The organism is Bacillus sp. TE9106W (genome assembly GCF_054062215.1).
The window spans coordinates 233,314-248,828 of record NZ_JBSSFA010000007.1 but is presented as its reverse complement, the minus strand read 5'-3'; the positions used below and the strand labels follow the sequence as shown (position 1 = coordinate 248,828).

Below are 15,515 nucleotides of genomic sequence, written 5' to 3'. Positions count from 1 at the left end.
TACAAGCACGTGTTGTTTTCATCCTTTTCCCCCTTTTCATCACCTGAAAATATTATAGGTTGAATTCTGTAAAATATAAAACCTGTAATTGTAAAATTTTATAGTTTTTTATAGATTCTTATTTACTGTTATTTCCTCCTAATAAAAATGAGTTTAATATTCCAGGTAATGTTTACCCTCTATTTTCTTAATTTTTTTGTAAGTAAAAATAAGTTTGGAGCAAAAAATATTTTATCAATTCCTATCTGATGGAAACCTCAAACTGTATTGTCTATACCATTCGAATGAATTTTCTGTCAAAAACAATATGACGAGTTAGTTAATTCAGTCATATCATGCAACTAATTTTACCGTATCGACATATGAGTATTATATATAATTTTAATAAATATGTTTAGCTAAAATGTTTGAACTACTCTCATTTTCACTTCATTTAATTAGGAGATCTTGCGGTTAAAACCCGTATTACTTCATACTATAAAAGATTAATCGTTAATAATGAATGAGGACTGGAATTTGATTGTAAATCAGAAGCTGAAATATAAATTTATTTGCTTTTTACCGTTTTGATTTTGTAAATAATTTATAAAGGGGGTTTAAAAAACTAGAAACTTATAGTATCATTAGTTTTCGGACCGAACCGTCCGGTCTTTAATTTATATAAGTATATTTAGAAGGAGAACGTTATGCAGAAAGAAAATTCAAAGATTCTAGGTAATTTCATTATGGAGGTAATAAAGTGAACTTTATTAAAATGAATACAAAAGAACTTATTATGCTAATAGTTTATACAATGTTTGCATTACTTCAAATTGGCTTGTTCATATTATTTGGCATATCACTTTTAACTAATAGCAATTTAGTTGAATCAGAATTTGTTCTTAGTGCCATCGGTTTGACTGTACCTGCTATTGTAGGAATAATTTTCTTTAGGAAAGAAATTATTGAAAGTTTTACTTATTTTAAAGAGAAGACAATTTTGAAAATAGTAAGTATTCCTATGGTGGTTTTATTTACGGTAATTGTGGAGCAGATTGTTATGCGTTTTCTAGCAACTGGTCAGCCAGAGAACCAAGAACAGCTCCTTGAAACGGGCGCGGAGATACCTCTTATATTTACATTGCTTGTATTTGGTATTCTAGGTCCAATACTTGAAGAAATTATATTTCGTCATATAATATTAAATCGTTTTTCAAATTATATTGGTACTGCTATTGCATCTATCATCTCAATTATAATTTTTACACTTTTCCATACGGGCCAGCTTTCGGATATTGCTATTTATCTACCTGGTGCAGTGATACTTACTGCGGCTTATCTTATTTCTAACAGATCCCTTGCATATGTTATAGCGATACATATGTTAAATAATTGCGTTACTTTCATTCTAAACTAGACTTGTTTCTGTTGCAGAGTTGAAAGAATAAAAAAAGATGTTGATAAATCATTGTACGTCAAAAAAACACAGTTTGGTTGTAAACTGTGGTTTTTTTATATAGAGGCCCAACACATCGCTATTACACTTAACATAATATGTCCATATTGTTTTTAAGTACTTTTTTATAATAAAACTTAATCAATTTCAATATATGTTATGTATAACAGATATTTATCTAAAATAAGGGGGAATATCATGACTGAAATAAACGAATCTTCAGGAAGCGATTTACAAAAAGATGTGAAGTTTTCTATTATAATCCCTGCACATAATGAAGAAAAGTACATTAGAAAATGTTTGGATTCAATTGCAAAAGCATCAGAGGCATATAAAGAGCAGACGGAAGTTATAGTTGTTTTAAATCGTTGCACAGATAAAACAGAGGAAATAGCAAAATCTTATAATTGTATTACATTAAAAAATGACGATAAAAACTTATCAAAAATCCGAAATGCAGGGGCAGAAATAGCTAGTGGAGAAATAATCGTTACTATAGACGCTGATACTATAATGACAGAGTCCGTATTGTCTAATGTAGATAAATATTTATCTTCAGGTAAATATATTGGTGGTGGGGTGAATGGGAAGTTCGAAAGAATGTCTTTTGGAATATTCTTTTCTGCAATGCTAATTATAATTCCCTTACTTTTTAAGTACGGAGCTGTATCTGTAGGGATTTTTTGGTGTTATAGAAAAGATTTTATGGCAATTAACGGATTTAATGAAAACATGCTTATGGCAGAAGATGCAGATTTCGCGAAACGGTTAAAAGAATGGGGAAAACGAAATAATAAGAAATTCGGTACCATTAAAAATGGAATGATAACTTCATGCAGAAGATTTGATACATATGGAGACTGGGCCTTACTTAAAAATCCAAAAGTAATATTAGCTTATCTAAAAGGAAATGATCAAAAGTATGCAGATAAGACATATTATGATAATCAAGAAAGATAACGATGGAGAAAAGCGGCAGGAAATAGTGAGAACAGCAGATTTTCTTATACATAATGAGAGCCTAACTTAATTTAATAGATATGATAAGAAAACCATCAATTTGATTAGTCCTTTTTCAAATCAATGGTTTTTATTTTTGAAATAAATATCTGTTTTTTTATAAAAATATTTTTTGACCCCCATAAAACTTTGTATTCCTCCGAATATGTATAGTGAAGAAAATAAATAGAAGAAAACTGATTATGAAAGAATACTGACGTGTTAATAAAATTACTAGATTAAGTGGGGCATCCGAAATAAAAGGGTGAAATTACCAATGATATAGAGAAGAGTTATTCAAGGATTGCAGATAAAATAGAAACAGAGCAAGCAAAACAAGCGGAAGAAAATAAGAAAGTAGAGTAAAATGTAAGCCTAACTGTAAGAACGATAGAAAAGTTGGCTTTGAAAATATGAACAACAAGAAGACAAGCCTAAAGAAAATGTGGTTGAATGGTCACTTGTTTAGTGACCATTTTTCTATTTCAAGCAGAAGGAGGGAGAGAGATTACCCGTGTTGAGTTTAGTAATGAAGATCTTAAGAAAACCGAAAATAGAAGATATCGTATGTAACATACAAAATAACGAAGAAGATAAAGAAGCTTTTATCGTACAGTATCAGCCGTTTATTAGAAAATCAATCTCGTCTGTCTGCCGCCGATATATTACAGAACAGGATGATGAATATAGTATTGGATTGTTTGCGTTTAACGAAGCAATTGAACAGTATTCATATAAAAAAGGGAAATCTTTTCTAGCGTTTGCTGATCTTCTTATAAAAAGAGATGTAATTGACTATATACGCAAGGAGTCTAAGCATAACCTTGTCTTTTTAAAAGAAGATAAGCAAGAGGAAATGTTAGAAATGCAAGTATCGCTTACGGAGTATATGAAGGAAATAGAAAATGGTAACCGTAAGGAAGAAATTCTCCATTTTCAAAGTGTGTTAGCTGAGTTTAAAATCACATTTTCAGAGCTTGCTAAAGAATCTCCTAAGCATCGTGATACGCGTGAGCACTTAATAGAAATTGTAAAGATTATTATAAAAGAAGAGGAAATGATGGAGGAGCTGTTCCGGAAGAAAAAGTTACCGCTTAAACATATTGAACCGCGTGTTAGGGTAAGTCGTAAAACGTTGGAGCGGCATAGAAAATATATCATTGCAATGTGTATTATCTTCGCAAACAACTATACATACATTCTTGATTATATAAGGGGAGGGAAGCATGATGAATAAAGGAATTGTGATGGATATAAAAAAACATAGCGTAGTTGTTTTAACGCCAAATGGAGAGTTTATTACGTGTAAAAGAAAAGGGGATTCTTGCATGATTGGAGAGGAAATTTCATTTGATGAGCAAGAACAAAAAGCATCGCGTTTTTCAATCCCTTATTTCTTAAAGCCGGCATCATTACTTGTTGCTTGTTTTCTATGTGCGCTGTTATTTTTCTACAACCAACCGGAAGAAAAAGTATTCGCTTACGTCTCAGTTGATATAAATCCAAGTTTAGAAGTGAGCGTAACGAAGGATCTTCGCGTTATAGATTTACAAGCTTGTAATGATGATGGAAGGCGTATTTTAAAAGAATTGAAGCAATGGGAAAATAAACAATTGCAAGAAGTAATACGTACAATTATAAAGCAGAGTCAAGAGGATAAGTATTTAACGAATGATAAGCAAGTTATGCTAACCGCTGTTGCAAAGGAAAAGTTGCTAGAACCAAAGTTGGAAAAGGCAATGAAAGAATTAAAGAAAGAATATGAGTTAAAACATATTACAGTCGAATATCAAAATAGCACGATGCAAGTACGAGAGAATGCTAGGAAAGCAGGAGTTGGCACAGGTGTCTATATAAAGCAAGAGGAAGAGAAGAAAAAAGCGCTTATTCAACCTGCCACGCCGTCTAATGAGGTGAAAAACCAAGAAGAGGTGCAATCGAAGCCGGAGTCATCTCCTGATGCATCACCAAATTTGTCTCCTGTAAAAGGAAAAGAATATGAGAAGCCAGAGCATAAAGAACAAAAGAAAATAGAGGAACAGCCAACGAAGCAAATAAAAGAAAACAATGGTAGAGGATCTCAGCAAGAAAATAGAGGGAATCAGCAGGAGAATAACGGTAGGGGATCCCAACAAGGAAATAATGGGAATCAGCAAGGAAACAACGGTCGAGAATCCCAACAAGGGAATAATGGAAATCAGCAAGGAAACAACGGAAGAGGATCGCAAGGGAATAATGGGCACCAGCAAGAGAACAATGGAAGAGGATCGCAAGGGAATAATGGGAATCAGCAAGGAAATAACGGAAGAGGGTCCCAAGGAAATAATGGGAATCAGCAAGGAAACAACGGAAGAGGATCGCAAGGAAATAATGGGAATCAACAAGGTGACAATGGTAGGGAATCTCAACAAGGAAATAATGGGAATCAGCAAGGGGACAATGGAAGAGGGTCCCAAAAAGAAAATGTTGGAAACAAGCAAGGAAACAATGGTAGGGGGTCTCAACAAGAAAATAGAGGCCACCAGCAAGGGAATGAAAAGAAGAATCAATAGAAATATAGAAGTGGGAGATTCATTTTAAAGTGAAAAGGAGTTATCTCACTATTGCGGGCAGTAAAACTCCCACCTCAAAATTTGGCTAGGGAAAAGAAGTTAGGTGGGAGTTGGGCTGCTGAAAGTTGCACTTTATTATTCTATAGTTCTATTAAGAAGGAGTACGTGAAAAATATAATGGAGAAAAACATTCAACAAGAGAAAGATAAAGTAAAACCTGTTTTTTATGATCCGAAAGGAAGAAGAAACATAGCTTTTATTTCGTTTCTATGTATTTCAATAGTGAGCGTAAGTATTGTATTTTATTTTTTCTTTCAAAGTATTTTTTCAACACCAGAAATTCCAAATATGAATACCGCTGTACAACAAGATAATAAACTTGTACCAATTAATCAAAAACTTAGTGATCAGCAGTTAAAGAAGGAAGAGTTTAAACCAAATACCGAAACGAAGGATAATAAAAATTTGGTGAATTCGCCGAAGGATAGTAAACAACGTAAAGAAGTGTATGGTTTTTATGTAAACTGGGATGAAAATAGTACCGCTTCTTTAAAAGAAAATATTGATTCATTAACCACGCTAGTACCAGAGTGGTATCATTTAAAAGCAGATTTAACGATTAGAAGTGAGATAAAACCTGAGATAGTAAAGTTAGCAGAAAAAAATGAAGTGAAAATTATGCCTTTACTAACTAATTATACTGAGGAAGCTTCTGGTCCTGATAGTGGGCTAATTCATAAGTTGCTGAATTCCTCAAATGATATAAAGACAAAGTTTATAAATGATTTAGTAAAGCAAGTTGAAAAGAATCGATTTGCGGGTATTAATATTGACTTTGAGGCCGTACCTGAAAGTGATAGAGAAAACTTAACAAATTTTATGAAAGAACTTACTACGGTCTTTCATAAACATGATTTGCTCGTTACACAAGATGTTCCAGCTAATGATAAGGCTTTTGATTATAGTGCGTTAGCAAAAATAATAGATCGAATGATTGTAATGATGTACGATGAGCACTATGGAGCGGGAGAGCCAGGACCAATTGCTTCAAATAAATGGTTTCAACACACATTAAAAGAACTGAATATTCCGTCTAATAAACTTATAGTTGCTTTCGGTAACTATGGATATGATTGGAAAGTAAATAGTAAGGAACCGGCGAAATCTTTAACTTTTTCAGAAGTTATGGCAATGGCTCATAATTCAGATATAAATATTCAATGGGATAAGATGAGTGGAAATCCTTATTTTAGATATAAAACAGGAGATAAAGAACATACTGCTTGGTTCTTAGACGGTGTTACTCTCTATAATCAAGTGAAAATCGCAATGGACAACAATGCAAAGGGGTTTGCGTTATGGAGATTAGGAGCAGAAGATCCTACAATATGGAAAGTTTTAAAAAATCCGATTGAGACACAAAAAAATCCTGATGTATTACATAAAATCACTAGTTTAGATGAAGTGAATTATTCTGGACAAGGTGAAATTTTACAGATTGAGAATGAAAAGCAAAATGGATTGAGAGATTTTAAAGTAGGTAAAGATGGTTATCTTACAGATGAAGTATATCAATCCTTACCATCTGCATACGAAGTGCAACGATATGGAAAACCGAAAGGGAAACAAGTAGTATTAACATTTGATGATGGACCAGACCCGAAATATACGCCAGAAATTTTAGATATATTAAAAGAGAATAAAATAAAAGCTGCTTTTTTTGTCCTTGGTGAAAACGCGCAACTAAATCCTAGTATTGTAAAAAGAATATACGGTGAAGGGCATGAAATTGGCAATCATACTTTCAAGCATCCTAACGTAGCTGATACGTCTTTACTACGAACAAAAGTAGAACTTAATACGACGCAACGCCTGATCCAGGAAATAACTGGGCATTCTACAGTTTTGTTTAGGCCACCATATGAAGCGGATGCTAACCCGGATTCCTCAAATGAAATATTGCCTATTTTACGGGCACAAAATATGAACTATACAATGGTAGCAGAAAAAGTAGATCCTGAGGACTGGGCAACACCATCAACAAATGAATTAGTAAAGCGTGCTCTTAATCCCGTTTATAAGGGAGATGGAAATATTATTCTTCTCCACGATGCGGGAGGGAATCGTACCCATACGGTAGAGGCGTTGCCGATCATTATTAAAGAGCTTAAAAAGCATGGATATAGTTTTGTAACAATTTCAGATTTAATGAATAAAGAACGAGATGAAATTATGCCCCCAGTTTCTTCTGAGGGAAAGCAATATTTATTTTACAATAAAGCTGTCTTTTCAGGGGCGGGATACTTTAAACATATATTAACAACTATTTTTTATATCGCTATTGGATTAGGAATTTTTCGATTCTTATTCTTAATTTATTTTGCATGGAAGCAGAAAAGAAAAACGCTATCTCGCTCTATTCATTCGTCCTATCAACCTTTTGTTAGTGTTGTCATAGCAGCATATAATGAAGAAAAGGTGATAGCTAAGACAATTCGCTCAATTTTGGATAGTAAGTATGGAGAATTTGAAGTTATTGTTGTGGATGACGGATCGACAGATGGTACGTCAAAAGTAATGCAAGAAACATTTTATAAACACCCTAAAGTTCGTTTTATTCAGAAAGAGAACGGCGGGAAATCGTCGGCAATGAACTTAGGGTTTCAACAATCGCGAGGAGAGATCATTGTCACTTTAGATGCGGATACTATTATTGCGCAAGACGCCATTTCTCTCATGGTTAGACATTTTGAAGATCAAAATGTAGCAGCAGTTTCAGGTAATGTCAAAGTGGGGAATAGACGAAACTTGTTAACTACTTGGCAACATGTTGAATATATAACAGGGTTTAATTTAGAACGTAGAGCTTTTGATGAGTTAAATTGTATTACAGTAGTTCCAGGGGCTATTGGGGCGTGGCGTAAGAAGAATGTAGTTGAATCTGGATATTTAAGCGAAGATACATTAGCAGAAGATACAGATCTTACTATTACATTTTTACGTCAAGGACATAGAATTGTATATGAAGAAAAAGCGTATGCTTTTACGGAGTCACCTGAAGATGTGAAAAGTCTCATTAAACAGCGATATCGTTGGTCATATGGTACACTTCAATGTCTTTGGAAACATCGAAAAGCGTTATGTAATTCAAAGCATAAAACGTTAGGATTTATTGCATTGCCTAACATGTGGTTATTCCAATATGTTCTGCAATTCATTGCTCCTTTTGCAGATATATTAATGATTATAGGGTTATTTAGTAGTAATCCGCTAAAAGTTTTAGGATTTTATTTTGTATTCTTTTTAATGGATCTTCTCGCATCTCTATTTGCATTTAAATTAGAGGAAGAGAATCCGAAACCATTAGTATGGTTAATTTTACAACGCTTTATTTATCGTCAATTTATGACTTATGTTGTCGTTAAATCTATATTCTCATCGATTCGAGGAATAGCGGTAGGTTGGAATAAGCTAAAGAGAGTGGGAAGTGTAAAGCATTCTACGGAACATAAGGAGGCATCTTAAGAGAGCGGGTTATCTGCTCTCTTTTTCATTGATTTTAGTGAGCTGAGTGTAGAGTACATACATCTGTATCTATAAGAGTTCTAATAGTGAGACATTATGTGAAGATACTCCTTTAGTTTCGAGAAAAAGTTTTTTTATATTTTTTTAAAATGACGGACATAAAATCGTATATACCTTCGAATTATATATATGGATAACATAAATATGTATATAAAAGGGGAGCAATAAGATGAAAGAACAAAAAGAAATGTTTGAAGAAATCTCTGAAGTACTAAAGGTATTGGCGCATCCTGTCCGTTTATCATTAGTAAAAATAATGCTTGCAAAAGGTCCTACTAATGTAACAACAATGTATGGGGATTTGGAAATGCCTCAAAGTACAATTAGTCAACATTTATCTAAACTAAAAGCTGCTAAAATGGTTACAGGTACTCGAAAAGGATTAGAAATTTATTATGAAGTAACTGACAATCGCACAAAATCAATATTAGCATGTTTAGTTTAAAGGCTGACTTCTAGACGTCAAAATTAAGAAGAGGATAGGAAAGCAATTCTATGGAGAGAATTTTTAAGGTTTTTACACAAGTGAAGATCTGAAGTAAAGTCCCTTAATAAATAAAATAGTTGTTTGAATATACGGTATAATATAAAATGGAATTTTTATACCGTATTTTTTTAATACCTGTAATAAGAGAAAGAATGTTTTGGTTTCAATTTATACGCTATCTTTATAAATTTTGATTCCCTTAAATGTTTGATAAACTAGTAATAGGTCTGGAGTTAAAGTAAGTCTACCCAGGCTTAATTCCTAAGTGAAAAAACTAACATGCTCACTATAAAAATAATCATAGCTAAAATCCCCTGCACCCTCAGACTTTGTAAAATTAGTTGTTACCCCATTCATTAAAAAAATCGATTAAAGATCTATTGAATGATAATAAATTATTCAGTTAAAAGCCCATTTTGTGAAATGTGAGGAAAGGTTTCAATTTCAATAGACATCTGGATTCGTATACTGATAGAATAAGCAGAAATATAATAAAGGTGGAATGGATTTGAGAAAAAGGTTAGGATGCTTACATGCCCATTATTCAAATATAGAATATATAGAAAATGGACTTTCCTCATTTAACATTGAATTAATCCATTTTGTTGACCCAACATTAATGTATCAGGTTACATCAAATGAAAAATTCCAAGAATCAGATGCTCAATTTAAAGTTAAAGAGCAAATAGAATGGATTGCTCAATGTAATGTTGATGCTATCCTTATTACTTGTACAAATTATATTGCAATTTTACATGAAGACCAACTCTCAATATCAGTGCCAATTATTAAAATTGATGTACCTTTCTTTGATTACATATGTAATATACAGCACCCTCAGACAATTGTTTTTACAAATCCTGCAACTGTTGAAGGGACAGTAGAACGTCTTAAACATCATGCTAATAGCCGTCAAAAATCTTTAGACTTAGAGGTTATTGTCATAAATAGTGTTTTTGAATTGATAATGAAAGGACTAAAAGAAGAATACAATCAAGAAATTACAAAGTTCTTAAATCAAATCATTAAAGATGAAAAGAAAGTTATCTCTGTTGCTCAATTATCTATGGTTGATGCAACTGAACAAGTTGAGTATAAAACATTTAAGACTATTATTACGCCATTGAATACATTAGTACCTTACGTTGTTAATAAATTAAAATTAGAGAAGAAAAATCAGTGATAAACTGTTGTGTCCTTAATTCTAACAGTTTATAACTTTTCTTGTTTTGAGAAGAAATAGTGAGATTTGTATATCTTTTTCCTATCAATGGATCCTTTTCTGTATCGTGCATCGACGAATACATAACCCCTAAACCACTTACTCTTTCAGATAAATCGTGATTTATCTGAAAGAGTAAGTGCGAAAATAACTCCCTTAATTCCATTCCTGCGTTTGAAAAGTTTGTCATTAATTGTTCTTGTGCTTGTATTATTGGTGTTAAAAAGCCTATCGCTGTAGTTTCTTCTGGGAGTTGTAAAGGTTTTTCCACTATTCGTAATTGGAAGGAGATAGTAGTGGCTTTAACTCGACTTCAAATAGTTCGCTTTCAATTTCATTAAGCGCATATATTGATACAGGGGATGGAGAGGTATTAGACAAAACTTGTGATGAAATAAGTTCTCCAGATGATGAGTAAAATGTAACAAACACTTGTGAAAATGGAGGGACCATAATGATTACACGGTCAGTTTTTTGTAACGTATTAACCAACTCCAAAATAATATAGTTTTATAAAAAACAAAAAATAATAGATGAATATAAAGATATTATTATGGGTACTTTTCCGATAGTGAATTAAGAAAATTAATAAACTCTTTATTTTATTGTAAATAATTTAAGAGCACACAAATATGCGTGCTCTTAGAATAGAAAGGTAGTTTTCTATGAGTAGGGAGTTCCCATATAATAAAATATGCTTGTCCAATTTAAATGTGAGAAGTTTTTTATAAAAATGCTATTTGGTAAGTCTATGTGAAAAATCACCTTGTACAGGAACTCTTTGCAAAGTATTTTGTCTGCATTCATGATTTTTTAAAGTTGATGAGAGCTGTTATCCGACTAATAAAACCACATCTCAAATTGTTGACTATATGTCTAACAACTAGGATGCGGTTCAATTAATAAAAAGTATAGGATACTTTTGTTATAAAGAGTATTTATAGATGAATGTTATTGTTTTTTACTTCTGAAAGATTTGAGGTTCTAAATTACGGGTTGTTGGAGTCCCTCTACTATAACATTTCAATAGAAATATTAAACTACTAATATGAATATAGAAAATTTAATAAAGACGGTAATGTTTTGTTAGTCATTTAATCTTTTGATTTGATGACCTTTTCCCCATTCAAATAGTTCATTCATAATTTTCATTAAAGATTTTCCGTGCTCACTTAGTGTGTACTCAACCTTTGGTGGTACTTCTTGATATACAGTACGATGGATAATCCCATCTGCTTCAAGTTGCCGAAGTTGTTGTGTAAGTACTTTTTGTGTAAGGTTTGGAATTTCTCGTTTAATTTCATTTGTTCGCATTTTTCCATCCATCAAAACACATAAAATATAAACTTTCCATTTTCCGCCGATTACATCGAGCGTCGTTGCAATTGGACAGTTATCATTTTGATTCATATAACACCTCCAAAGGTACCTCAAGGTTCCTATAGCACTTGAAAGTACGTACTTTTCAATTATATGTAATGCATTCATACTAATACGTAAAGGATTGATTCATTTATAAAGGGGATGAAAAATGATGAGAACACTTGTAATTGTAGCACACCCTCATATTGAAAAATCAAAAATTAATAAAAGATGGATAGAAGAACTTGAGAAACATTCAGATGAAATTACGGTGCATGAATTATATAAAGTGGCACCAAACTGGGAGTTTAATATTGAAGAAGAGCAAAAGTTATTAGTAGAACATGACAGATATATATTTCAATTCCCGCTATACTGGTACAGCACACCGCCATTATTAAAAAAATGGTTTGATGATGTATTAACATATGGATTTGCATACGGATCAAAAGGGGATAAAGTGAAGGGAAAAGAGTTTGGTGTAGCAATTTCTATAGGTGGATTAGAAAAAGATTATGAAAATAGCGGAATTACGATGGATGAGTTGACGAAACCATTCCAAGCTACATGCCTATATACAGGTATGGAATTTATACCTTCATTTTATTTATATGGTGCCGAATATAAACTAAGTGATGAAGAGATTGATAAAAGTGCGCCTGAGTATGTGCAATATGTAATGAATAAGAAGTATTCCAATATATAAGGAGAAACAGCCATTTACTTGTGAAGTAAATGGCTGTTTTTTATTTGTTTTATATTCACTAAGTGTAATCTTTAGTAAATTAATAGTTAATCTGGTAAAATAAAAAACCTAACATATATAAAGGGGAGTTTTACTTGAGAACGATGCAACAATTATTACAAAAAAGAGCAATGCAATCACCAAATTTGGAAGCACTTGTAGGGGGAGAGAAAAGATATTCGTTTCAACAGTATAATGAACGAGTAAATCAGCTTGCACATTATTTGTTACATAGTGGTGTGCAAAGAGGAGATCGTATTGGAATACTATGCAAAAATAATCACCCGTTTCCAAGTGTTATGATGGCAAGTTTAAAAATTGGAGCGGTATTTATTCCGCTAAATCATCAGCTTACTGTTTATGAACTAGAAACGATTGTAAAAGAAGCGAAATTAAAAGTGTTAGTTATTGATGAAGAATTTAGTGAAGTGTTATTAAAGGTTGATGCTGTTAAAGAAATACCTTATGTAATTGAAACGACCAAAAAAGGCTTTGGTTCATTTGAATTAACATTACAAAAACAGCCAATGACAGAACCGAACGTAGAAGTTCATGAAGATGATGATGCGATTTACTTATTTACTTCAGGAACGACTGGACAGGCGAAAGCATGTGTAATTGGACATAAAAACTTACATCATTATTTTGATGAGATTGCAGGACAAAGAGAAATTCCAGCAGGTGAACGCTTTTTATCCGTCCATCCATTGTTTCATATGAGCGGCGTGCTTTCTATTTTAAATTGCATTTATCATGGTGTTACGATGATCTTCTTAGCTGATTCGAATCCGACTCTTATTTGGGATAAGATTGAAGAAGAGAAAATTACTACGATGCTTGCATTCCCAGCTGTTTATAGCTATATGCTTGATGAACTAAATAAAAAAGAACGTAACATTTCTACTTTTAAAGTAGCACAAAGCGGTGGAACAAAAGTGCCAGAAACACTTATTCAAAAATATATGGAAAAAGGAATATATATGGTGCAAGGCTATGGTAGTACAGAAGGTTGGGTTGTAACTTCATGGCATCCAATGATGGGAAAAGAAAAGATGTCTTCTGTAGGAAAAGCCTTGAAAAATGTAGAGGTGAAAATTGTTCATCCAGAAACAGGACATGAACTAACAACAAATGAAGTTGGAGAGATTCATGTAAGAAGCCCATATATGTTTAAAGGGTATTGGAATAATGAAAAGGCGACAAAGAAGGTAATAAAAGATAATTGGTTTAACATGGGCGATGCTGGCATGATAGATGACGACGGATTCCTGCATATTATGGGAAGATATAAAGACGTTATTATACGCGGTGGTGACAATGTATATCCAGACCAAGTAGAAGATGTTATTCATGAAATACATGGTGTTTTAGAAGTTGCAGTAGTTGGAGTTCCAGATGGATTTTGGGGAGAGATTCCAAGGGCTTACATTGTGAAGGATGGCGAAACAACAGTAACAGAAGAAAGTATTATTCAGTATTGTAAGGAGAAATTAGCAAGTTACAAAATTCCAGAAGTGGTATTCGTAGAAGAGTTACCGAAAAACGCTTTAGGAAAAGTGTTGAAGAGAGAATTAAGGGATGTAGTTCTTGTGAAATAAAAATATTATTAAATGATGAAGAACCCAGTTATGCATAAAACATGACTGGGTTTTTGTCTATCAAAAACATAATAATTTACTAGATTTTGTATTTTGTGTAAGATAATAAAGAATATTCAAATATTAATTAAGGGAAGAGATGTAAATGAAGCTGCCGCTATTACAGGTAGAGACAGAGAGACTGATGATCCGTCCGTTCCAAAATGATGATTATGAAAGTTGGTTAGATGGATTTAATAAGAGGTTACCATCGCAGTATAAATATGACGATGGTTATCACGTTATGGCATCATCAACAAAAGAATGGTTCACGGAATGGATTAGAGGATTTGATGAAGCAGCACATCGAGATGAGATGTATGTATTAGGTATTTTTCGTAAAGAAGATGGGGCTAATATTGGAAAGCTAGAGCTAATAAAAATTTTACGTATGGACTATCAATGGGCGATGATGGGATACTCCATACATAATCAATATTGGAGAAATGGATATGGTGTTGAAAGTGTGAAAGCTGCGATATCGTTATTTTTTAATCGTCTTCATTTTCATAGAATCGAATTACATATACGTGTTGATAATGAGCCATCCGTTCGTCTTGCGGAAAGAGCGGGTTTTTCTTTTGAATGCAAGAGAGAAGCGTTTTCTTTGGAGAAGGATAAGTGGGTGGATTTTCTTATTTATTTTAAAAATAAGGAGATGGATAGATGAGGGTGGTTATTATGGATAGAAATTGTAGATTGGAGGTGCAGTGATGAAGTACGATCTTACAGCCATCAAAAACTTATTTGGCCCTTCTAAAAAAGTATTAAATGGCTTACCAAATGCAGTGACCATTGAAGAAATAGAAGAAGACGTTTTGTATAACGTACAAACATATAAAGAAAAGATAAGTAGATTTGAAGAGGTTTGTTTTAATTGGGAGTTAAAAAGAGCGAGTATTGTATTAAACAAAAGGTTTAGTAGTTATAACTCAAGTGTGAGAGTGTTACTTGATGCCGGTTTTTCTTTGCACGCAGCAAAGATAGAAGTATGTAGAGAATTGAACAATGTAGAAGAGCTTGAAAGACAATATACATATCGATCAATAGCAGAAGGAACGTTATTGGAAAAAGAATTTAAATATATTTGGGAACAATGTATGTCGGGTTCAGGGAATCAAACTTCAATTTTAACGATTGATGAGCATTTTTATTCAGTGCAAACAGAGTTAGGTAAGGGCTGGGAGAAGTCATGCATTGTTTTTTATGATAAAAATGAGCCAATTGGTATGTCCATACCGCATATAGAACCTGGAACAGTAAGTGAAGGACGGTTATTTTATTTTGGAGTAATGCCTTATTATCGGGGGAAAGGAATTGCTTCCAAGCTGCACCTGCAATCGTTGCATATGTTAAAGGAAATGGGGGCTACTTATTACATCGGAAGCACACATACATCGAATGAAAAGATGCAGAGGATATTTTGGAGAAATAATTGTTCGGTGAAAACGGAGATAGAGCTTTATTATAAAATTTTTAATGAGGGTTAGG

The 15,515-nt window shown here is 32.9% G+C and carries 12 protein-coding genes and 1 pseudogene; 11 read left to right on the top strand and 2 right to left on the bottom strand.

Annotated elements, in window-relative coordinates:
- Positions 1-739 precede the first annotated feature (739 nt).
- From ACVWY7_RS15725 to ACVWY7_RS15695, 7 genes are all read left to right on the top strand, one after another.
- Entirely contained in the window at positions 740-1,396 is a 657-nt protein-coding gene (locus ACVWY7_RS15725; RefSeq protein WP_456523858.1) for a CPBP family intramembrane glutamic endopeptidase, read from the top strand.
- Between the two features lie 237 nt (positions 1,397-1,633).
- Positions 1,634-2,395 (top strand): glycosyltransferase, encoded by a 762-nt coding sequence (locus tag ACVWY7_RS15720; RefSeq protein ID WP_000136096.1) that lies wholly within the window; start codon positions 1,634-1,636, stop codon positions 2,393-2,395.
- 553 nt (positions 2,396-2,948) lie between these two features.
- Positions 2,949-3,671 (top strand): RNA polymerase sigma factor SigI, encoded by a 723-nt coding sequence (gene sigI, locus ACVWY7_RS15715; RefSeq protein ID WP_073525276.1) that lies wholly within the window; start codon positions 2,949-2,951, stop codon positions 3,669-3,671.
- Positions 3,661-4,986 carry an anti-sigma factor domain-containing protein gene (locus ACVWY7_RS15710; RefSeq protein ID WP_073525274.1) on the top strand — a complete coding sequence of 442 codons (1,326 nt, stop codon included), beginning with the start codon at positions 3,661-3,663 and terminating at the stop codon, positions 4,984-4,986. The genes sigI and ACVWY7_RS15710 overlap by 11 nt, the downstream gene beginning before the upstream one ends.
- 177 nt (positions 4,987-5,163) lie before the next feature.
- Entirely contained in the window at positions 5,164-8,511 is a 3,348-nt protein-coding gene (locus tag ACVWY7_RS15705; RefSeq protein ID WP_073525409.1) for a glycosyltransferase, read from the top strand.
- Positions 8,512-8,740: 229 nt separating this feature from the next.
- Positions 8,741-9,016 (top strand): ArsR/SmtB family transcription factor, encoded by a 276-nt coding sequence (locus ACVWY7_RS15700; RefSeq protein ID WP_000662957.1) that lies wholly within the window; start codon positions 8,741-8,743, stop codon positions 9,014-9,016.
- A 544-nt stretch (positions 9,017-9,560) separates the two neighbouring features.
- Positions 9,561-10,241, top strand: a complete 681-nt coding sequence (locus tag ACVWY7_RS15695; RefSeq protein WP_033682080.1) for a hypothetical protein — start codon at positions 9,561-9,563, stop codon at positions 10,239-10,241.
- 16 nt (positions 10,242-10,257) lie between these two features.
- On the opposite strand, the pseudogene ACVWY7_RS15690 reads toward ACVWY7_RS15695, so the two are convergent.
- Together ACVWY7_RS15690 and ACVWY7_RS15685 are read right to left on the bottom strand one after the other, a co-directional pair.
- Positions 10,258-10,491: pseudogene (locus tag ACVWY7_RS15690) on the bottom strand (FAD-binding monooxygenase); the annotation flags it as partial.
- 875 nt (positions 10,492-11,366) lie between these two features.
- Complete coding sequence (locus ACVWY7_RS15685; protein WP_001072990.1) at positions 11,367-11,690, bottom strand: winged helix-turn-helix transcriptional regulator; 324 nt, start codon at positions 11,688-11,690, stop codon at positions 11,367-11,369.
- A 124-nt stretch (positions 11,691-11,814) separates the two neighbouring features.
- Here ACVWY7_RS15685 and ACVWY7_RS15680 point away from each other — a divergent pair, with 124 nt between their 5' ends.
- The 4 genes from ACVWY7_RS15680 to ACVWY7_RS15665 all read left to right on the top strand — a co-directional run bounded on the left by ACVWY7_RS15680 (position 11,815) and on the right by ACVWY7_RS15665 (position 15,514).
- Positions 11,815-12,348 (top strand): NAD(P)H-dependent oxidoreductase, encoded by a 534-nt coding sequence (locus ACVWY7_RS15680; RefSeq protein ID WP_031302250.1) that lies wholly within the window; start codon positions 11,815-11,817, stop codon positions 12,346-12,348.
- Positions 12,349-12,491: 143 nt separating this feature from the next.
- The gene (locus tag ACVWY7_RS15675) at positions 12,492-13,985 is read left to right on the top strand and encodes a class I adenylate-forming enzyme family protein (RefSeq protein ID WP_073525407.1); all 1,494 of its coding nucleotides are present in this window, start codon (positions 12,492-12,494) and stop codon (positions 13,983-13,985) included.
- A 145-nt stretch (positions 13,986-14,130) separates the two neighbouring features.
- The gene (locus tag ACVWY7_RS15670; protein ID WP_000775370.1) at positions 14,131-14,694 is read left to right on the top strand and encodes a GNAT family N-acetyltransferase; all 564 of its coding nucleotides are present in this window, start codon (positions 14,131-14,133) and stop codon (positions 14,692-14,694) included.
- Positions 14,695-14,737: 43 nt separating this feature from the next.
- Positions 14,738-15,514 (top strand): GNAT family N-acetyltransferase, encoded by a 777-nt coding sequence (locus ACVWY7_RS15665; RefSeq protein ID WP_212113760.1) that lies wholly within the window; start codon positions 14,738-14,740, stop codon positions 15,512-15,514.
- The last annotated feature ends 1 nt before the right edge of the window (position 15,515 follow it).